We start from the raw sequence: 21,614 nt of genomic DNA on the forward strand, positions 1-21,614 counted from the left end.
GCGGGCACACTACGCTCGCTGGCCTGGTTACATCCGGTATCCGGGCGCGTGATGGTTCCCGGCCGAAGCGGCACGGCGGTGCCCGGAGTATCGCGGAGAATCGATGAAACTGTCCACCGAAGCGCTGGGCGGCGTGCTTCGTGACGGCCCTTTCCGCAATTTCTGGATAGCTTTCCTGTTCTCCGGAATCGGCGACGCGATGACCAAGACGGCGTTGGTCTGGTACGTGTTCGAGGCCACCCGCTCGCCGGTCGCCGTCGGACTGCTGCTGCTCGCCTACGCCGGGCCGGTCAGCGTCGGGGGACTGGTCGCCGGTTATCTGCTCGACCGCTTCGACCGCCGTCGCGTGATGCTGGCCGACAGCCTGGTGCGCGGCGTGGTGGTGGCCTCCGTGCCGATCGCCGCCGCGACGGGCCACCTGGCGCTGTGGCACGTGTACGTCGCGGCCGCGCTCTACGGCTTTCTGTTCATGGTCAGCTTGGCCGGCACGCCAACGCTCATCCCGTCACTGGTCCGGAAAGACCAGCTGACCGCGGCCAACTCGCTGGAGACCCTGGGGTTCACCGTCAGCGGGGTGGCCGGGCCCGCACTCGGCGGCTTTCTCATCGCCGGCTTCGGCGCGCCGTTCGTGCTCGCGCTGGACAGTCTCTCGTACTTCGTCTTCGCGTTCGTGCTGGCGAGAATGACCCTGCGTCCGGAGGAGAAACCGGCCGATGCGGGCCCGAAGTCGTCCTACCGGCTGATCGACGCGGTGCGCCTGATGTTCCGGAACCGCGTGCTGCTGAGCACCACCTTGATGTTCATGGCCTTCAACGCCGGCGAGGGCTTTCTGCTGGTCTGGCTGCCGGTGCACGCCAGCGCGATGGCCTCCGGCGACGGTGCGCAGCTCTACGGGGTGCTGCTCACCGTGCTCGCTGCCGGCGAGGCGATCGGCGCACTGGCCGCGGGCAGCCTGACCGGGCCGCTGTCGGAGGGCCGGCTGATCTGCGGTGCCCAGATACTGGCCGGCCTCGGACTGGCGGTGGCCCTGCTCGGGCAGAACGTGTGGTCCACCGTGCCGGCACTGTTGCTGCTGGGGTTCTTCAGCGGCCCGATGACCGCGTGGGCGCAGACGCTGCGCATGCGGATCGTCCCGCCCGAGTTGCTCGGCCGCAGCTTCGCCCTGCTGCGTACCGTGATGCAGGTGAGCGGGCCCGCGTTCAGCGGCATCGGCGGCGCCCTGCTGCCGCTGCTCGGGCTGACCGGGATGATCGGGCTGTCCGCCGCGCTGATCACCCTGCCGGGGGTGGCCGGCACCCGGGTTCGCGAACTCGTCGGCACCGGGCGGAAAACCTGACGCCTCGGTGCCCAGCTGAGAATTCGCACCGCTAGCGCGGCCTTCGGCCTCGGCGAGGCTCGGTCAGGTGATCAGGCCGAGGCGAAGGGCGCGCGCCACGGCCTGTGCCCGGTGCCTGGTGCCGAGCCGCTGGGAAGCCCGTTCGAGGTTGTGGTTCACCGACGCCGTGGTGACGTTCATCAGGTGCGCGATCTCCTTGCTGGTGTGGCCGTCGGCGAGCAGGGCCAGCATCCGGGTCTGCACGGCGGTCAGCGGCCGCCGCGACTCGCCGGCCTCGGATTTGGTCGGGGCCTGCATCATGTCGCGCAGGATCTCCGGCTGCATGACCACCTCGCCGTCGGTCAGCCGCGCCAGCCCGTGCACCAGGTGCTCGACGGTGATCGTGGTGTCGAACAGTGCCCTGGCGCCCTCCTGGCAGGCGATCACCAGGTCCTGCGTCCGCCGCTCGCGGAAGATGAGCAGGGCGCCCGTCATCGGGTAGCGGCTGACCAGGCGGGTGCAGGTGTCCCGCAGGGAGACGCCGGGAAACGGCGGGTCGACCACGAGCACGCTCAGCTGCGGCTGGTGCCGTTCGAGCGCCTGCTCGGCGTCGTCCAGCGTGGTCGCGGTGTCGAGCACGGTGAAGTACCGCTCGATCGTCCTGCCCAGCGACTGGCAGAACAGCTTCTCCACCGCGGCCACCACCGCGGTGCCCAGCGCCGGGGACTCGTCGCTGTCCAGTTGCGGCGCGGTCGGATGTGGCAACTGGACGGCGGTGTGGTTCTGGCGCGTCATCCGCGGTCACTCGGCCGCTGTGTGGCAACTTCCACGGCTTCCTCCCCGTCGCCGCAGCCCCCGTATGCACGAAGAAACTCGCTACCCCAGAGGGTCTTCCAGGTCGTAAAGGTCAATTACTCCGATAAGAGTAGGATCTACTGATGTCTAGGTAACAATGGTGAAAAATCGACGTAATACCCGGAATTACGGTCCGTCCCCGGCGAACCCCATGGTCGTGACAGCATAACCCAACCGACAGCATGCGCCAATATTCCTGTCGGGTGCCATTTATCGATCATGAAACCGTCATCCGAATGGCTGCCGGTAGTTGACCGGTTCGGTGTCGACAATGGATCTTGATGTGCATTACCGGCACCCGTCCGGCAAATGACGATCCACCGCCGGTTACTCCTTTTGGGGTCACCCTGCGGCCGGAAACAACGGGTGGGCGAAAGGCTTGCCCAGGATGCCGGGAACGGCGAGAATCCAGGGGCCACCTACTTTCGTGCGACGCATCGCGCTTGTGCCGGGGGACGGTCGAGGTGGCACTGGGAGGCACCCTTGCGCAGTCGTGGAAACAGAACTCGGCCCATCGCGCCGGCGGGCCGGGAACCGGCATGAGCGGCACAGAGTCCACAGTGGACTCCACTGACGGCACGCGACGAAGTTCGGCTTACCGGGAGTTCTTCGCCGTGCCAGGAACCCGATGGCTGTTCCTGCTCGGCCTGCTGGGCCGCACTCCGAGCGGCATGCTCGTGCTGCTGATCGTGCTCGTGCTGCAGGACACGACCGGTGGGTACACCGTCGCCGGACAGGTCAGCGGGGCGCTGGCCGCGGGGCTGGGCCTGCTGACCCCGTTTCGCGCGCGGTTGGTGGACCGGCGTGGCGCCCGTCCGGTGCTGGTTTCCACCGGGTTGTGCCATTCGGCCGCGCTGGTGCTGCTGTGGCCGCTGGCGGAGCTCGGCGCGCCGGTGCCGCTGCTGCTGCTCACCGGGCTGGCGATCGGGGCGTTCCTGCCGCCGACCGGGGTGGTGATGCGCTCGGCGTGGAGCAGGCTGCTTCCCGACGAGCGTCGCCGCCGTGCCGCCTTCGCCGCCGAGTCGCTGGCCGTGCAGAGCACGCTGCTGGCCGGTCCGCTGCTCGTTTCGGTGCTGGTGGTGACCGCCGGTCCCGGCGTGGGCCTGGTGTGCTGCGCCGGGTTGACCCTGATCAGCTCGCTGGCGCTGGGTATGTCGGACCGGATGACCGAGGTGATGCGCCCCGAGCCGCGTACCGGACCAGTCGACTGGGCGGGTGCGCTCCGGGCCAGGGCGGTGTGGCTGTCCCTGCCGGGCGGGTTCGCGCTTTTCGCCGCGATCACTGCGCTGGAGATCACCGCAGCGGGCCAGGCGGTGGAGAATTCGGTCGCTTGGGCGGCCGGCTGGCTGATCGCCGGTTTCGCGGTCGGCGGGCTGTGCGGCGGAGTGGTGTGGGGCTGGCGGGTCTGGCCGGGCAGGCTGCCGTGGCAACTCGCGGCGATGCACGGGTTCATGGCCGTGGTGCTGGCGGTGCTGATCTTCGAGCTGCCGCTGCCGCTGGTCGCCGTGCTGCTCTTCGTCGCGGGGGTGATGGCGCCGCCGGCGATGACCGCCCAGTTCAGCGTGCTGGACGCGGTGGTGCCGCGTGCGGTGCTGACCGAGTCCTTCGGCTGGCTCAGCTCCGCCAGGCAGGCCGGTTCGGCCGTGGCCGCCGCGATGACCGGGATGGCCATCGACGCGTTCGGCTCGCGCGGGGGCTGGACGGTCGCCTTGCTGGCCGCCGTCATCGCCACGGTGGCCTCGGTTTCCCTGTGCCGGGTGGGCGAGCCCCACCGAGGGTTGGAGTCCCGATGAGCGGGTACGAGAACGCGATCGCCGTCATCGGCTTCGCCGGGCGGTTTCCCGGGGCGGATTCCGTCGAAGCCTTCTGGGACAACCTCAGCGCCGGACGAAACACGCTTTCCTGGTTCGACGAAACGGAACTCGCCGCCGCCGGAGTACCGCCGGAGACCATAGCTGACCCCGGGTACCTGCCGGTACGCGGTGTGCTGCAAGGCATCGAGGATTTCGACGCGGACCTATTCGGCATGACGCCGCGGGAAGCGGCACTGACCGATCCGCAGCAGCGGCTCGTCCTCGAGTGCGCGCGCACGGCGATGGAAACCGCGGGCTACCCGCCGGAGTCCTGCCCCGAGCGCGTCGGTGTCTTCCTCGGCTCGAGCGCTGGTACCTACCTGGGGAACCTCGCGGCGGCCTCCGGGTTCGAAGACGAACTGGCCGTCCGGCTGGGCAACGACCCGGCTTTCCTGGCCACCAGGGTCGCGTACAAACTGAACTTCCGCGGTCCGGCCATCACCGTGCAGACCGCCTGTTCCACCGCACTGGTCGCGGTGCACCTTGCCGGTCAGAGCCTGCTCTGCGGCGAGGCGGGGTTGGCACTGGCGGGCGGTGTCTCGATCACCCTGCCGGAGACGGCCGGGCAGTGGCACACCACGAACGGGATCATCTCCGCGGACGGGCGTTGCCGCAGTTTCGACGCCGGGGCCACCGGAACGGTCAGCGGCAACGGCGGAGGCGTCGTCGTGCTGAAGCCCGCCGAGGCGGCGCTGGCCGACGGGGACCGGGTCTACGCGCTGATCCGCGGCTCGGCGGTGAACAACGACGGCGCCGGCAAGCTGGGCTACGCCGCGCCGAGCGTCGCGGGCCAGGCCGAGGTCATCACGATGGCGCACCAGGTCGCGGGGGTGTCGCCGGACGAGATCTCGTACGTGGAGGCGCACGCCACCGGCACCGAACTCGGTGACCCGATCGAGGTGGCGGCGCTGACCGAGGCGTTCCGCCGCGGGACGGACCGCACCGGTTACTGCGCGCTCGGCTCGGTGAAACCGAATATCGGTCATCTGGACGCCGCGGCCGGGGTGGCCGGGTTCATCAAAGCCGTACTCGCACTGCACCACGAGATGATTCCGCCGACGATCGAGTTCGCACGGCCCAACCCGCACATCCCGTTCGCCGGGTCGCCGTTCTTCGTCAACACCGAGCGGCGGCCGTGGCCGCGGCTCGCCGGAACACCGCGCCGCTGCGGGGTCAGTTCCTTCGGCATCGGCGGCACCAACGCCCATGTGGTGTTGGAAGAGGAACCGGTCGGCGTTCCGGGGCGGCGCCGGCCATCGGACTCCGCGCGGCCGGTGGTGCTGCCGCTGTCGGCTCGCACCCCGGATGCGCTCGCCGAGCTCATCGCGGCGACCAGCGACCGGCTGAGCGAGCCGCCGCGTCCGGTGCTGCCCGATGCGGCGTACACCCTCCAGACGGGCCGCACGGAGTTCGGCCATCGAGCCGCGGTGGTTGCGGGGCCCGAAGATTCCGTGGCGGAGCTCCGATCGCGGCTGGACGCCGCCGCGCGGGGGCCGGGGATCGTGCGGAACGTCGTCTTCCTCTTCCCCGGCCAGGGCACTTTTCGGCCCGGGATGCTCAGTGAGTTGTACGCCGGCTCCGCGCGAGTGCGCGCCGTGGTCGACGAGTGCGCCGCGTCGCTGCGGGACGACTCGGGTGCGAACCTTCGAGGCTTGCTACTCGGCGAATCCGGGGAGGGCCCGTCGTGGCTGACTCAACCCGCGTTGTTCGTGGTGGGATACGCGCTGGCCGAACTGCTGAAGGACGGCGGTATCCAACCGGACGCGCTGCTCGGGCACAGCCTCGGCGAATACGTCGCGGCCTGTGTGGGCGGAGCCCTGTCCCTGGCAGATGCGCTCACCCTGGTGGCCCAGCGGGCCCGAGCCATGGCGGCCACCCCGCCCGGCGCGATGCTGGCGGTGGCGGCTCCGGAGGACCGGGTCCGGCCGTACCTGGACGGGCCGGTGTGGATCAGCGGGGTGCTTGGCCCGGATTCGGTCGTGGTAGCCGGCAGCAAGGACGCGGTGCGGCGGCTGGCCGCAGGACTGCTGACCGAGGACATCGCCACCGCCGGGGTCCGGGTGGACAAGGCGTTTCACACGCCGTTGATAGCGCCCGCGCTGCCCGCGCTGCGCAGGGCGGCCGGCGCGGTCGCGCACCGACCGTTGTCGATCCCGGTCATCGCGAACGCCACCGGGGCGCTGATGCCGGTGGGCACCGTGCTGTCGCCGGAGCACTGGGTGGAGCAGGCCAGGGAACCGGTGCGGATCGCCGGCGCCACCTCGACCGCGTTGAGCCTGCCGAACACGGCGTTCCTCGAACTGGGTGCCGGGCGGGTGCTGACCGACGCGGTGCGCGGGCAGGCCGGCGGAACGGAGCCGGCGGTATTCCCGCTCGGCGGGAGAACCCGGTCGGGGGCGCTCCGAGAGCGGGACCTGCTTTCGGCACTGGCCGGCTTCTGGACCGCGGGCGGCAGGCTCGACTGGACCGCGTTCTCGCCCGGTCCAGGCCGGCGGGTGCCCTTGCCCACCTATCCTTATCAGCGGCGAAGGCACTGGATCGACCCCGGGCCCACCCAGCCGATATCGCCGTCCGACGTTGATCCGATGCCGCTTCCGGACACCGCGGAACCGGAGGTGGTGGACGAGGTCGCCGCCGCGGTGATGGAGATCTGGGTCGAGCTGCTCGGCCACAACGGGTTCGCACCGGACGCGGACTTCCTGGAACTGGGCGGCAACTCGCTGACCGCAGTGCAGCTGCTGACCCGGTTGCGGAAGCGGTTCGGGATCAAGCTGTCCTTGCACTCCCTGTTCGACAGCTCCACCGTAGCCGGGATCTCCGAGCTCGTCCGGCAGCAGCGCGCCGAGCAGGCCGGCGGGTGAGCGCGATGCGGGCAAGCCTGCCGCTCGGTCATGACCGCGGGACAACCGTTCCCGAGCTGGTGGCCGCCGCAGCGAGGCGAGCGCCGGCCGCCGTCGCGGTGTCCTGCGGCGGGGCTCGGCTCACCTACGGCGAACTGGACTCCGTCGCCGATCGCCTCGCCGCGGCGCTGCGGTACCGGGGAGTCGGTCCCGAGGGGCTGGTGGGGGTCTGCGTGGACCGATCCACCGAACTGCCGGTCGTCCTGCTGGCCGTGCTGAAAGCCGGGGCGGCTTATCTGCCGCTCGACCCCGGCTACCCGGCGGCCCGGCTGCGGTTCATGATCTCCGACGCCCGGCCCGCACTCGTGATCGCCACGGCCGAAACACGATCCGCGGTTCCGGAACATACCGGTGTGGAAGTGCTTCTCGTCCAGGAACTACTGGAAAGCTCCTCAATAGACAGTCCCTTGTGTCCGGTTCATCAGGACGGTCTCGCCTACGTCATGTACACCTCCGGCTCGACCGGTGAGCCGAAGGGCGTGGAGGTGCCGCACCGCGGAATCGTGAACCTGGTGCGGGCGGACTATGCGCGGTTCGCGCCGGACGAAGTGTTCCTGCACGCGGCTCCGCTGGCTTTCGACGCCTCCACCTTCGAGATCTGGGGTGCACTGGCCAACGGTGCGCGGCTTGCCGTGCTGCCGGGGCGCTTTCCCGATCCGGTGGAGATCGGGCGCACGATCCGGGACGAGGGAGTCACCACGGCCTGGCTGACCGCGAGCCTGTTCCACCTCATGGTGCGGGAGCGCCCGTCGGACCTGCGGCCCCTCCGGCAGTTGCTGGCAGGTGGTGACGTGCTGTCGGAACCAGTGGTGCGCAGCGCGGTCGAGTGCCTGCCGGGGTGCCGGATCGTCAACGGGTACGGGCCGACCGAGGCGACCACGTTCAGCACCTGTCACCGGCTCGATGCCGACACCACGTCCCCGGTGCCGATCGGAACGCCGATCACCGGCACCACGGCCTACGTACTGGACCACGAACTGAACCGGTCGCCCAGCGGCGTACCTGGCGACCTGTACGTGGGCGGCGCCGGGCTGTCACGCGGGTATCGCGGCCATCCCGCGATGACCGCCGCGAAGTTCCTGCCCGACCCGTTCGCCACGCGGCCAGGGGCGCGGATGTACCGCACCGGCGATCGGGCCCGGTTCCGGCCGGACGGGTCGCTCGAATTCCTCGGCAGGTTGGACGATCAGGTCAAGGTGCGCGGCTTCCGGATCGAACTCGGCGAAATCGAGGCCGCCCTGCGTGCGCATCCCTCGGTCGACGAGGCCGTGGTGAGCACATCCCCGGACCAGGCCGGGGACAAGCGGTGCATCGGGTACGCGACCTCGCGGCCGGATGGGACGGTGTCCGGTGCCGAGCTGAGGGAGCACCTCGCCCGTCGGTTGCCGGCGTATGCGGTGCCCGCGGTCGTCGTGGTCCTCGATCGGCTGCCGATGAACGCGAACGGCAAGGTCGACCGCGGCTCCCTGCCTCCCGCACCGCCTCCGGCAGACGGGGGCCGGGAGCCGCGCACGGCGGCAGAGGAACTGGTGGCCGGCACGCTGGCCGGGATCCTCGGCGTGGGCAGGGTCGGCGTCGACGCCGGATTCTTCGAACTCGGGGTGGACTCGGTGCAGGCGATGCGGCTGGCGGCACGGCTGAGCCCGATCTTCCGGGCCGACCTGTCCGTCCGGGACGTGTTCGCCGCTTCGACCGTCGCGGGCCTGGCAAGCGGGCTGGCCGATCCGCCGGCGGGCGGTGCCGGTGGCGAGCCCATTCCGGTGGCGCCAGCCGAAACAGGCCCGGTCCGGTTGTCCCCGGCCCAGGAACGGCTGTGGTTTCTCGACCAGCTCGGTGGCGCCGCGTACCAGGTGCCGCTGGTCTACCGGTTGCGTGGCCGGCTGGCCGTCGATCAGCTCGCGCGGTCCTTCGCCGAACTGGTGGCCCGGCACGAATCGCTTCGCACCGTCTTCGACGCACCGGACGCGACGCCACGTCAGCGGGCCGTGGATCCGCCGCCGGTGGTACTGCGCACGACGGACCTCGGTGGACGGTCACCCGCGGCCGGTGAACGGCAATGGCGTGCGCTGGTGGCCGAGGAGACCGGTGCACCCTTCGACCTGGCACGCGGGCCGCTGTTTCGCGCGCTCTTGGTGAAACTGGGCGATCAGGACCACGTGCTGGTCATGACGGCGCACCACATCGTCGTCGACGGATGGTCCATGGCAGTACTTCGGCGCGAACTCGCCGAGGCATACCGCGCACACGTCTCGGGCCGGCCGTGCCGGATTCCCGAGCCGCCGTTGCGGTACCGGGATTTCGCGTCCTGGGACCGGAACCGGCTCACCGAAGCGAAGGCCGCCCGGCTGATCGGCTACTGGCGTTCGGCGCTCGACGGTGTGGTGCCCCTGCGGTTGCCGGCCGACCTGCCGCGTCCTGCCGTGCCGAGTCACCGCGGGAGCTCGTACGAGTTCACCATTCCCGCGAAACTCTTGCACGGACTGCGTGCGCTGGCACGCGAGCGCGGGGTGACGTTGTTCATGACCGCACTGGCGGCCTTTCAGGTGCTGCTGGCGCGGTACAGCGGTCAACCGGACATCTGCGTGGGTGCACCGGCCGCCGGTCGTGATCGGCCCGAACTCGAATCGCTGATCGGGTTCTTCGTGAACACGGTGGTGTTCCGGGGAGACCTCGGCGGCAATCCGACCTTCGGCGAACTGCTGGCCCGGACCAGGGAACGGGCGTTGGACGGGTACGCCCACCAGGATCTGCCGTTCGAGCGGCTCGTCGACGCGCTCGGTGTTCCTCGCGAGACCAACCGGAACCCGTTGGTCCAGGTCTTCTTCGCATGGCAGAACACACCGGCCGGGGATTTCGAGCTGCCGGGGCTGGACATTTCCAGGATCGAGCCGGGGACCCGCGGCAGCAAATTCGATCTCACCCTGTCGCTGGAAGAAGTCGCCGACGGGCTGCGCGGTTTCGTGGAGTACAGCAGTGACCTGTTCCTCCCCGACACGATCCGCCGTTTCGCCCGGCACTATGAAACCGTGCTCGCCGCCGCCGTGCGCGCCCCGGACGTGCGGATCTCGGAACTGCCCCTGCTGACACCGGAACAGCGCCGCCGGGCGGATCGGCGCAGCCCACCGGTACCGCTGGTGGAACCGAGCGTGCACGGCCTGGTCGCCCGGTGGGCCGGCCGGTTTCCCGATGCGGTGGCACTTTCCGGTGGCGAGCGCCAGGTTTCCTACCGAGAGCTGGAAGCACGCGCGAATCGGCTGGCCGGGGTACTGGTCGGACGAGGGGCAGGGCCCGGGCAGGTGGTGGGGGTGTGCCTCGGGCGTTCGCTGGAACTGCCCGTCGTGCTGCTGGCCGTGTTGAAATCCGGTGCCGCCTACCTGCCGTTGGATCCAGGTCTGCCCGGTTCGCGGCTGAAGTCCATGCTGGACGACTCGCGTCCGCCGGTGGTGGTCAGCACTCGGGCGGACAGCGCGCACCTGCCGGACGAGTTCGAATCCGGCTTGCTGCTGCTCGACCTGCTGCTCGATGAGGACACGGCGCTCGCCCCTTTCGTGCCACCGCCTGGTCACGCGCATCCGGACGCGCTCGCCTACGTCATGTACACCTCGGGTTCGACCGGCGACCCCAAGGGCGTGGCCGTCACGCACCGGGCCATCCTGCAATTGATCACCGGCGGCACGCACTGGCGGCTGACCCGGGACGACGTCCTGCTCCAACTCTCGTCGCCCGCTTTCGACGCGGCCACGCTGGAGATCTGGGGCGCGCTGGGGAACGGGGCGCGGCTGGCGGTGCTCCCACCGGAGGCGAACGCCGTGGCGGACACCGGCCGGGTCGTCCGCCAGGCCGGTGTCACGATGCTGCTGATGGTCACCGGCCTCTTCCACGAGATCGCGAACGACGGGCTGGGCGAACTTCGCGACCTGCGCCGGCTGGTGGTGGGCGGGGACGTGCTGTCGCCTCCGCTCTCGCGGCGGGCGGTGGCGGCGCTGCCGGGCTGCCGGATCTTCAACGCCTACGGCCCGACCGAGACCACCGTGCTGTGCACCGGGCACCGGCTCGGCAGGGATACCGGAGACACCGGAGACACCGAGACGGCGGTGCCGATCGGGACGCCGCTGGCCGGGGTCGAGCTCCATGTGCTCGACCCCTGGCTGAATCCGGTGCTACCCGGCGTGCCGGGCGAGCTGTACGTCGGTGGTGCCGGACTGGCCAGGGGATACTTGCGCGCCCCGGCCGCGACCGCCGCGAGGTTCGTGGCCAATCCGTTCGGTGCGCCCGGTACCCGGCTGTACCGCACCGGGGACCGGGTCCGGTTCCTGCCGGACGGCGCGCTGGACTTCCTCGGTCGCGCGGACCACCAGGTGAAGATCCGCGGTTTCCGGGTGGAGATCGAGGAGGTCGAGGCCGCGCTCCGTGGCCACGAAGCCGTTCGGGACGCGGTGGTGACGGTGCTGGGTGACGACCTGGCCACCCGGCGGCTGGTCGCTTCGGTGGCCGGTCCCGAAGAGCTCTCCGGTGCCGAGCTGCGGGCCTACCTCGCGGCCAGGTTGCCGGGATACATGCTGCCCGTCCGGGTGATCGTGGTGGCCGAGCTGAGGCGGACCGCTACCGGGAAACTGGATCGCCGGGCGACGGCGGCGGCCGAGGCCGCCATGGATACCGCAGACACCGCAGACACCGTGGCGCGGGCGGGTGACCCGGCGCTCCCGCTGGACGAGGTCGAAGCGCGGGTGGCCGAGATCTGGGCTGAGGTGCTGGGCACCTCGCGGGTGGATCCTCGGGTCAGCTTCTTCGACGCAGGGGGGAACTCGCTGTTGCTGGCGAGGGTTCGCGGCCGCGTGCGCGACCGGTTCGGCGAGGACGTGCCCCTGGTCGAGCTGTTCCGGCATCCGACGGTGCTCGCGCTGGCCCGGCATCTGCGTGGTGCCGCGGCAGGACCGTCCGTTCCGGAGCGGGTGGAGGACACCCGGCGCGTGACCGCTCGCGAGCGGATGAACCGGCTGCGCGCGCTCAGAACGACCGGCACCGGAGAATGACCGGAGGAACCCGCGGTGGATTTCAGTCTGTTCTATTTCGCCGACGATGCGAACATCGGCCAGGACCGGTACCGGCTCCTGCTCGAAGGTGCCAGGTTCGCCGACGAGCACGAGTTCACCGCGGTGTGGACGCCGGAACGGCATTTCGATTCCTTCGGCGGTGCCTACCCGAATCCGGCGGTGGCAGGGGCCGCGGTCGCCGCGGTGACCACGAAGGTCGGCATCCGGGCGGGCAGCGTGGTCGCGCCCCTGCATCCCGCCGTCCGCATCGCGGAGGACTGGTCGGTGGTGGACAACATCTCCGGGGGCCGTGCCGGGGTGGCGTTCGCGTCGGGCTGGCACACCGCGGACTTCGCGATCCGGCCGGAGGCTTACCCGGATCGACGGCGGCTGATGGCCGAGACGATCGAAACGGTGCGGCGGCTGTGGCGGCTGGACACCGTCGAACTCGTCGACGGGGCGAACAATCCGGTGCAAGTGCGGATCTTCCCGCCGCCCGTGCAACCGGACCTGCCGATGTGGCTGAGCACCGCCGGGAACATCGACAGCTTCCGCACGGCCGGGCGCCTCGGGGTTGGCGTGCTGACCACCATGATCGGGCACAGCCTGGCGCAGCTCAGCACCAAGATCGCGGCCTACCGCCGGAGCTTCGCGGCCGGGCACGGCCATGACGGTGGCCACGTGGTGGTGATGGCGCATACCTTTCTCGGCTCCGGCAGGGCCGAGGTCCGCGAGATCGTCCGCGCGCCCTTCACCGAGTACCTGCGCAAGTCCGCCTCGCTGGTGCTGCGAGGCGCCGGAGAGGTGCTGCCCGGGGTGCATGCGGACGAGCTGGAGCCGGCGGATCTGGAGTTCCTGGTGACCCGTGCCTTCGACAGGTTCTTCGACACCTCGGGTCTGTTCGGCACCGTTGCCGACGGCGTCGGCACCCTTGCGGGACTGTCCGCCGCCGGGGTCGACGAGGTGGCTTGTCTGATCGATTTCGTTGGTGACACGGACATCGTGCTGAGCAGCCTGGACTACCTGGACCAGCTGCGGATGGCATGGCGACTTCGTTCGACAGCGGAGTCCACTGCCGTCGGAGGCCGCTGATGTCCGCGGTGCCGGCCCCGCTGTCGTTCGCGCAACAGCGGCTGTGGTTCCTCGACCGGCTCGAACCGGGCGGCCTGCAGTATCTGGTGCCCTGGGCGTGGCGGCTGTCGGGGCCGCTCGACCTCGGGTTGCTCGCGGACGCGCTGCGACGGGTGGTGGACCGCCACGAGATCCTGCGCACCCGGTTCGCCGAGCTGGACGGTCAGCCGGTGCAGGTGGTGGTGGACACGGTTCCGGTCGAACTCCCGGTCATCGACGCGGCCGCGGGGCAGATCGACCAGGTCGACCAGATCGTTGACGAACTGATGAAGCAGCCGTTCGATCTCGCCGTGGCGCCGCTCTGGCGGGCCAGGGTGTTGCGACTCTCTCCGGACGAGCACGTGGTGATCACCGTCTGGCACCACGTCGTGATCGACGCCTGGTCGGCCGGGATCCTGCTCCGGGAGCTGAGCGCCGGCTACCGGGCCGGGCTGGCGGGGGAGGAGCCGGACCTGCCCGCGCTCGACGTCCAGTACGGCGACTACGCCAGGCGCCAGCGAGAACGTCTGTCCGGGCTGGCACTGGCGGAACAGCTGGCCTACTGGCGGCGGAACCTGGCCGGGAGCCCTCCGCTGGAGCTGCCCGCTGACCGGCCGAGGGGGCGGACCCGCTCCACGGCCGGAGCGGCGGTCCCGTTCACGGTGCCTGCCGCGGTGGTCAAGGGGCTGCGTGCACTGGCAACGGCCGAGCGCGTCACCCTGTTCATGGTGTTGCTGGCCGGTGTCCAGGTACTGCTCGGCCGTTACGCCGATCAGGAGGACGTGTCGGTCGGCACGCCGCTGGCCAACCGGAACCAGGCCGAGACGGAGCCGCTGATCGGGTTCTTCCTCAACACGCTCGTGCTGCGCACCGACCTCTCCGGTGATCCGACCTTCGCCGGGCTGCTGCGGCGGGTTCGCGAGGTCACGCTGAACGCCTACGACCACGAGGACCTGCCGTTCGAACAGCTGGTGGAGGCATTGCGCCCGGAGCGCGACCTGGCGAGAACGCCGTTGTTCCAGGTGATGTTCCTGGTCAACAACGTTCGTGCGGCCGGCTGGGACCTGCCGGGGGTGCGGGCGGAGGAGTACCCGCTGACGATCGGACTGGCGAAGTTCGATCTGACGGTGGCCTTCCTGGAAGGGCCAGAGCAACTCGAAGGCTTCGTGCGCTTCAGCACGGCGTTGTACGACCGGGACCGGATCGAGCGCATGTGCGGCCATTTGGGGAATCTGCTGGCCGCCGTGGTGGCGGATCCGGCCGTCCGGCTGTCCCGGCTGCCGGTTCTCGGCGAAACCGAGCGGCGGCAGCTGGTGCACGACTGGAACGACACGGCGGTGGCCTCGCCGTTGCCCGCCGGGATCCACGAGCTGGTGGAGGCGCGGGCCGCCGAACGGCCGGCTGCCGTCGCCGTCCTTGGCAGCGCGGAAGAGAGCCTGACCTACGGCGAACTCAACACGCGGGCCAATCAACTCGCCCGCCACCTCCGGGAACTAGGTGCCGGTCCGGAGAACGTGGTCGGCGTACTGCTTCGCCCGTCGGTGACGACCGTGGTGGTGCTGCTCGGCGTGCTCAAGGCCGGGGCGGCCTATCTCGCGCTCGACCCGGACCAGCCGGTACGCCGGACCGGCTCGATGATCGACGGCGCGGGGGCCGGGTTCGTGGTGGCGGAGCGGGACACCGCCACCGGTCTGCCGCCCGGTTTCGGCGGTCGCCTCGTCGTGCTGGACGACGGGCGCACGAGAGCGACCATTGAGACCATGCCCGGACACGATCCGGGTTTCCCGGTGCACCCGGACAATCTCGCCTACGTCATGTACACCTCGGGTTCGACCGGCGCGCCCAAAGGCGTTCTCGCCACCCATCGAAGCGTCGTGTCCCATTTGGCTTTCCTGCACCGCGAGTACCGGATCGGCCAGGACGACACGGCCATCGCACTGGCGAATCCGGGATTCGACTCCTCGGTGCGGGAGATCTTCGGCACCTTGTCCTCGGGGGCACGCCTGGTTGTTCCACCGCCGTCGGCCGCCCGTGATCCGGCCGGTGTGGTGGAGCTGCTGAAGACGACCGGAGTGACCGTGCTGCCGAGTGTGGTGCCCTCGTTGCTGTACGAGCTGGCGGCGGTTCCGGTGGCGGACGGTGGGCCGGACGCGGTGCGCCTGGTGCTGTGCGCCGGTGAGCGGCTGCACGCCGCGCGCCTGTCCGGGCGCGGCTGGCTCGCCGGAAAGGTGATCAACCAGTTCGGTCCCACCGAAGCCACCATGACCTCGACCCGGCAACCGCTGCCCGCCACCGACGGCTGGACCTACCGGGTGGGTACGCCGAACGCGAACACCCGGGTTTATGTGCTGGACCGGGCGCTGGCGCCTTGCCCGGTCGGGGTGCCGGGAGAGCTGCTGATCGGCGGGACGGGGGTGGCCAGGGGTTACGCCGGGCGGCCCGGCCTGACCGCCGAGCGGTTCGTGCCGGACCCGTTCACCCCCGGCGAGCGCTTGTACCGGACCGGGGATCTCTGCCGCTGGTCCGCCGACGGGGTGCTGGAGTTCCTCGCGCGAACCGATCACCAGGTGAAGGTGCGGGGCGTCCGGATCGAGCCGGGGGAGGTGGAGACCCGGTTGCTCGCCCATCCCGCCGTGGCCGAGGCCGTGGTCGCCGCGCGCGACTCCGCTTCCGGTGACCATCGGCTGGTGGCCTACGTGGTGTTCGGGGGCGAGCAGTATGCGATATCCGAGCTGCGGGCCTGGCTCGGACAGGCGCTGCCCGCCCAGCTGATTCCCGCTGTGTTCGTGTTCCTGGACGCCCTTCCGCGGCTGCCGAACGGGAAGGTGGATCGTCGTGCGTTGCCGGCCGCGGAGCCGGCACGTGCGTCGGCCGGCCGGGAGTTCGTCGCGCCGCGGTCCCCGGTGGAGGAACGCGTGGCGGAGGTATGGCGCGGTGAACTGGGTGTCGGCCGGATCGGCGTGTTCGAGGATTTCTTCGAGCTGGGCGGTCATTCCCTGTTGGCAAGCCGGGTGGTGGCCAAGTTGACCGCGGCCGGGGTGCGGGTACCGCTGCGGGCGTTGTTCGAGGCGCCCACGATCGCCGGGCTGGCCATGCGATCGGCTGACGCGGCCGGTGCACCCGCCGTGCCGGGGCTCAGCGCGCTCAATGCCGGTCTGCCGGCGGTGACCTTGTACTGCGTGCACGACGGCGCCGGCGAGATCACCGGGTACCGGAAGCTGGCCCGGTTGCTGGAGCCCGACTGCCTGGTGGTCGGCGTCGAGTGCGATCGATCTCTCGCGGAGGCGGAACACTCGATCAGCTCGCTCGCGGCGAAGTACGTCGAGCGCCTGCGAAAACACCTGCCGCACGGGCCCTACGCGCTTTGCGGGTGGTCACTCGGCGGGTTGATCGCCTACGAAATGGCCCGACGGCTGGCGCGTTCGGGCGAGCGGGCCGGGCCGGTCTTCCTGATCGACGCGGCGGTGCCCGCGCCGGAGTCCGCGCGGCAGCGGCAGGCGGACCGGATCTTCGACGAACTGGTGACGTGGTGGGGCCGGAACGGTGAACTCGACGGGGCGAGCCCTGACGTCGTCGAGCGGCTGCGTGATCTGGGAATGGGCGAGGAGGCGCTGAAACTGGGCAGGACGGGGTTCACCGACCTGCTGCACCGAATGGCTTTGCTGCGGGCCGCCAAACGCGGGTACCGGCCGACGCCCGCCGATCTTCCCGTGACGGTGCTGCGGGCCGCCGACGGTTACTGGCCCGCCGAGCAGTTCGAGCAATGGCGTGCGCTCGCTCCGCGGACAGAGGTCATCGACCTACCTGGCGATCACTTTTCCGTGCTGAGATCGCCCGACCTGCAACTCGTGGCCGCGCGGCTTCGCGAGCGCCTGCGCGGGTGACATCGCGACTGGTTTACGCTGCGGCGCTATGCTTCCTCCTGACGCCCTCGAGTCGCGGCGGCGGCAATGGCGGCGCTCGCCGGGCCGGGTCCTGCTCGTCGCACTGCTCGTCGTGGCCGCTCTGTTCCTGGCCTGGCGGGTCGTCGTCATCGGGTCACTGGAGGCACATTTCGGCAGCGGATACGACGACCGGCGGTTCGACAAGCTGGAGACGAAGTTCGAGCACGGGCAGGTGGCCTTCGCCGAGGCCGACGCTCGGATGCGGGAGGTGCTGGCCGCCCACCCGCAGGCCGAACGGATCAGCTGGATCCCGGCGCTGATCTGCGTGCGCGAGGCCGGCCGGGCCGAAGCCTGCACGCCGACGACTCCGCAGGACCAGGCGACGTATGAGGGTTTGCCAGGCGTCGACGTGGTCGTGCATCAGTCGAAAGACGCTGGGCGCGTGTTCTTCCGCTGCTACGGGGACGACCCGCCGCGTTACACGATCATGCACGCGTCCGACGGCACGGACGTGACGACGTACGCGGAGGACCGCGGGTTCCGGAGCACCCGGTCGCTGAAGCCGGGGTGGGCGGTCCTCGGACCGATCCCCGACCTGGATCGTGAGGATGATCAGTGGCAGTGATGATCAGTGGGCTCAGCCGGACGTCTCGAAGGTGCGTGCGCCTCGGTCTGGTGCCCAGGTGCAGTTCCGCCGCCTGCGTCGGCCACGTGAGGACGCCACCGCCTTCAGCCGCGGGGTGGCCAGGCGCTATTCCCGCCTGGCCAAACCGTTTCAGGGCAGGTGTGCGGCCGCGGCGCATTGGGCCGTGCCGCGGCACTGGGCGAGCCGGGTGAGCGTGTCGTGCAGTGCCGCCTGCTGCCCGGGGGACAGTGCCGGGTACGTGTTGTCCAGTTCGTAGGGGTCGCGCGCGCGGTCGTAGTACTCGCGTTCACCGGTGGTGTACTCGACGTAGTTCCCCTCGGTGGTGCGAATCGCGGTGTAGGTCGGCGGGTTTCCGCTTGCCGGGGCCTGCCGGTCGGGGTCGTGCTTGCCGTTGTTGGGGCCGTGGTGCTCGACCAGCGCCACGTTCTTCGCCGACGGCGCGGGATCTCCCCGCAGCAGGCCGGCGAAGCTCTGGCCGTCGACGTCGGGGGAGGGTGGTGCACCGGCGAGTTCGGCGAACGTCGGCCGCAGGTCGATGTTCTCGACCGTCTGATCCACCGTCCGCCCGGCGGGAATCCCCGGTCCGGCGGCGATCAGCGGGACGTTGACGTCGGTGCTGAACGCGGTCTGCTTGCCCTGCAGGAGCCCGTGCTGCCCGAGGTGGTAGCCGTTGTCCGAGCTGAAGACGATCTGCGTCCGATCGGCTTGCCCGGTGGCGGCGAGGGTCTGCTGGAAGCCGGCGAGCATGTCGTCCACGGCCTGCAGCGACTGGGCGCGCTTGCGGAACGCCGGATCCAGCGTGGCGAGCTGGTCGGGGGTCAGCGGCGGGCGCTGGCGCAGCCATTCGGGCTTGTCCGACCTGTCGGGCTCGTTGAACGAGGGATCACGCGGTGCGGTCAGGCCGGGGAACTCGTTGACGTCGCGTGGCGCCGGCGTCGACGGGGTGTGCGGCACGAACGGTGCGACTTCGAGGAAGAACGGCTCTCCGGTGGCGCCGCTGTGCCGGATGAAGTCGTTGCCCCTGCCGGCCAGTACATCGGTGAGGTAGTCCCCGGGTTCGTCGCCGTGCTCGACCAGGTTCCCGTTCACGTTGAGCTGGTAGTCGTATCCCGGGTAACCGTTGCCCGCCACCGCCCATTCGTGCCATCCCGGTGGCACGAACGGCCGGTCGCCGCCGAGCTTGTCGGCGGGCTGGTAGCCGTTCAGGTACTTGCCGAGGAATCCGGTCCGGTACCCGGCCTGCTGCAACTGCGTGCCGATGGTGTCCCGTTCCTGCTCGCGGTGGAACACCTCGAACCCGCCGTCCGGTGGCTTGTTGGTGAACACGCCGGTGTTGTGCGGGAACTTCCCGGTCAGAATCGAGGACCTGGAGGGACAGCACAGCGAGTCGGTCACCGTGAAGTTCGAGAACGTGACTCCCTGCTTCTGGAGCTGCTGCAGGTGCGGCATGAACCGCACCAGGCCCTGGTCCATGTCGTCGACGAGGACGAACACGATGTTCGGGCGCTCCCCGGTGGAGGCGGGTCCGGCCGGCTCGGGGCCGGACCGGGCCCGCAGCGCACCACCGGCACATCCCGCGAGCAGCAGGCTCAGTGCGCAGACCAGGGCCACCAGCCGCGTTGACGTCATCTCGATCATCCTTCGAGGTGCTGGGACAACGGCCCCGCCAGCACATCAACCCGGCACCCCGGCGGGCAACAGAGCGGCCCGGATTCTGAGCCGATACCCAGGTTCTGCTCAGCTTCCTGACCGTCCTGACAGGGGGAGACGAACCTCGAACCGGGCACCCCGCTCGGAGTCCAGCACGCGCACGGTGCCCTCGTGCGCCCGCGCGATCGCCTTGACGATCGCCAGCCCCAGCCCGGTCCCGCCGGTGGACCGGGACCGCGAGCCGTCCGCACGGTAGAAGCGCTCGAAGATCTTCTCCCGGTGCTCGGCCGGGATCCCCGGTCCCTCGTCCACGACCACGAGCACCGCGGTGGCGTCGTCGCCGTGCACGCTCACCCGGACCGGCGTCCCCGCTGCGGTGTGCTGCCGGGCGTTCGACAGCAGGTTGCCGATCAGCTGCCGGAGCTGGTGCTCATCGCCGGAGACCGGGACCGGCCCGGCGGCGAGCACCTCGACCGGGCGCCCCGGGTCCGCCGCGCGCAGGTCGGCCGCCGCGTCCTCGGCAAGCGCCGTGATGTCCACCTCGGTCCGGCCTGGCTCCGGGGTCTGGTCGAGCTGCGCCAGCAGGAGCAGGTCCTCGACCAGCCGCCCCATCCGTTCGCTCTCCGACTCGATGCGCCGCATGGCGCGATCGAGCCGCTCGCCGTCGATCCGGTCACCTTCGCCGAAAGCACCGCTGCGGTACAGCTCCGCGTAGCCACGGATCGCCGACAACGGGGTGCGCAGCTCGTGCGACGCGTCCGCGACGAACTCCCGCAGCCGGTGCGTGCCGGCCTCCCTGGCCGCGAACGCGGTCTCGATCTGGTCCAGCATCTCGTCCAGCGCCGACCCCAGCCGGTCCAGTTCGGCGCCGCCCCGCTTCGGCTGCACCCGCGGCGTCAGGTCGCCCCCGGCGATCGCGGCGGCGGTCCGCACCATCCCGTCGACCGGCCGCATACCGCGCCGCACGAGCAGCCAGTAGCCCGCACACCCCAGCAGCAGCACGGCACCACCCGCGACCAGCACCAGCCGCACGGTCCGGGCCACCGCCGCGTCCACCTCGTCCAGCGGTGTCGCGAGCACGCGGAAGTTGCCGCCGGGCAAGGGGGTGGCCATGATCCGGTAACTCAGGTCCCCGGTCTCGGCCGCCACGGTGACGGGTTTGCGCAGCGTGCCCAGCACCGGCCTGACCGGCCCGTCGGGCAGCAGAGGCAGCGGGTCGGGGTTGGTGGCGAAACCGGCGGGAAAGACCAGCCGACGCTGGCCTTCCGGCGTGACCAGGAACTCGGCTCGATCGCGGTGCTCGAGCGGGGGCGGATTCGTGGCGGGCTGGGTGAACCAGGCCGGTTTCCGGGCGGCCAGTACGCGCAGCCGGTCATCAACGCCCTTGATCATCGAACTCCGGGCCGCCTCCACCGCGACCCAGCCCAGCACCGCCACCACGACCACCAGCAGCGCGGCCGTGCCGAGGGTGAGCCGGCTCTTCAGCGACACGCGCTAGTCCTCGCGAAGGGTGTAGCCGAACCCGCGCACCGTGCGGATCAGCGAGGCGCCGTCCGGGCCCAGTTTGCGGCGAAGGTAGCTGATGTAGGTCTCCACGATGGACGTGTCACCACCGAATTCGTACTGCCACACGTGCCGCAGGAGCTGCTGCTTGGTCAGCACCTCGCCCTGGTGCACCGCGAGGTAGCGCAGCACCGAGTACTCGGTGGGGGACAGTGCCACCTCCGCGTCGCCCACCCGCACGCCGGGCCCGTCGAGGTCGATCCGCAACGGCCCCGAGTGCACCGTCCGGTCGCCGCCGCGCCGCATCGCGGGACTGCGCCGGAGAACGGCGTGCACGCGCAGCGCCAGTTCCTCGAGGGCGAACGGTTTGGTGAGGTAGTCGTCGCCTCCCTCGGCGAATCCCGCGCGCAGATCGGCGCGATCCTGCCGGGCGGTCAGGAAGATCACCGGCACCTGGTTGCCATCGGCGCGCAACCTGCGGCACACCTCGAACCCGTCCAGATCCGGCAGGTTGACATCGAGGATCACCAGGTCCGGAGGTCTTTGCGCGACCTCTCGCAACGCTCCAGCGGCGGTGGTCACGGACTCGACCTGGTAGCCGACGAACCGGAGGGCGTCGGTGAGCAGGTCGACCAGCACGCTCTCGTCCTCGACGACGAGCAGCCGCGCCGGGCTGCCGTCCGCCCGGTGCGCGACGGCGACCGCGTCCCTCAACGTCCGGCCTCCTTCCCCGTGGGCGCCATCCTCGCAGACCTGGCGCTCGGTTGACACCGGAGTTTCTCCCGGTTCCAGGACTCAGAACTGTCCACATTGGTCAAACCCGGTGGTTGCCACGGCGGCGGCAATCCGGTAAAGCTGGCTGGCA

General features: G+C 70.4%; 11 protein-coding genes. 7 read left to right on the plus strand and 4 right to left on the minus strand.

The features are described from left to right. Positions 1-103: 103 nt before the first annotated feature. Positions 104-1,336 carry an MFS transporter gene (locus AMYNI_RS45920; RefSeq protein WP_020672461.1) on the plus strand — a complete coding sequence of 411 codons (1,233 nt, stop codon included), beginning with the start codon at positions 104-106 and terminating at the stop codon, positions 1,334-1,336. A 63-nt stretch (positions 1,337-1,399) separates the two neighbouring features. Here the strand turns inward: AMYNI_RS45920 and AMYNI_RS0133405 are convergent, their stop codons facing one another. Next, positions 1,400-2,110 (minus strand): helix-turn-helix transcriptional regulator, encoded by a 711-nt coding sequence (locus AMYNI_RS0133405; RefSeq protein ID WP_020672462.1) that lies wholly within the window; start codon positions 2,108-2,110, stop codon positions 1,400-1,402. Between the two features lie 599 nt (positions 2,111-2,709). Here AMYNI_RS0133405 and AMYNI_RS49330 point away from each other — a divergent pair. Genes AMYNI_RS49330 through AMYNI_RS0133435 form a run of 6 tightly spaced genes read left to right on the plus strand, consistent with a single transcriptional unit; the run spans position 2,710 to position 17,575 of the window. Beyond that, a complete protein-coding gene (locus tag AMYNI_RS49330; RefSeq protein ID WP_020672463.1) occupies positions 2,710-3,963 on the plus strand; it encodes an MFS transporter in 1,254 nt (417 codons plus the stop codon). Then, a complete protein-coding gene (locus AMYNI_RS45925; protein ID WP_020672464.1) occupies positions 3,960-6,884 on the plus strand; it encodes a type I polyketide synthase in 2,925 nt (974 codons plus the stop codon). Before AMYNI_RS49330 ends, AMYNI_RS45925 begins: the two co-directional genes overlap by 4 nt. A 5-nt stretch (positions 6,885-6,889) precedes the next feature. Beyond that, positions 6,890-11,956, plus strand: coding sequence for a non-ribosomal peptide synthetase (locus tag AMYNI_RS45930; RefSeq protein ID WP_157357541.1), 5,067 nt, complete (start codon positions 6,890-6,892; stop codon positions 11,954-11,956). 15 nt (positions 11,957-11,971) lie between these two features. Beyond that, positions 11,972-13,048, plus strand: coding sequence for a MupA/Atu3671 family FMN-dependent luciferase-like monooxygenase (locus tag AMYNI_RS0133425; RefSeq protein ID WP_020672466.1), 1,077 nt, complete (start codon positions 11,972-11,974; stop codon positions 13,046-13,048). Next, positions 13,048-16,950 (plus strand): non-ribosomal peptide synthetase, encoded by a 3,903-nt coding sequence (locus AMYNI_RS45935; RefSeq protein ID WP_020672467.1) that lies wholly within the window; start codon positions 13,048-13,050, stop codon positions 16,948-16,950. Before AMYNI_RS0133425 ends, AMYNI_RS45935 begins: the two co-directional genes overlap by 1 nt. 28 nt (positions 16,951-16,978) lie before the next feature. Beyond that, the gene (locus AMYNI_RS0133435; RefSeq protein WP_020672468.1) at positions 16,979-17,575 is read left to right on the plus strand and encodes a hypothetical protein; all 597 of its coding nucleotides are present in this window, start codon (positions 16,979-16,981) and stop codon (positions 17,573-17,575) included. Between the two features lie 150 nt (positions 17,576-17,725). Here the strand turns inward: AMYNI_RS0133435 and AMYNI_RS0133440 are convergent, their stop codons facing one another. From AMYNI_RS0133440 to AMYNI_RS0133450, 3 genes are all read right to left on the minus strand, one after another. Further along, positions 17,726-19,225, minus strand: coding sequence for a sulfatase family protein (locus AMYNI_RS0133440; protein WP_245574062.1), 1,500 nt, complete (start codon positions 19,223-19,225; stop codon positions 17,726-17,728). Positions 19,226-19,333: 108 nt separating this feature from the next. Continuing rightward, positions 19,334-20,737: a sensor histidine kinase gene (locus AMYNI_RS0133445; protein WP_020672470.1), complete on the minus strand. Its 1,404-nt coding sequence runs from the start codon at positions 20,735-20,737 to the stop codon at positions 19,334-19,336. 3 nt (positions 20,738-20,740) lie between these two features. After that, entirely contained in the window at positions 20,741-21,463 is a 723-nt protein-coding gene (locus tag AMYNI_RS0133450; protein WP_020672471.1) for a response regulator transcription factor, read from the minus strand. Positions 21,464-21,614 lie beyond the last annotated feature (151 nt).

It is taken from the genome of Amycolatopsis nigrescens CSC17Ta-90 (genome assembly GCF_000384315.1).
Lineage (GTDB): Bacteria > Actinomycetota > Actinomycetes > Mycobacteriales > Pseudonocardiaceae > Amycolatopsis > Amycolatopsis nigrescens.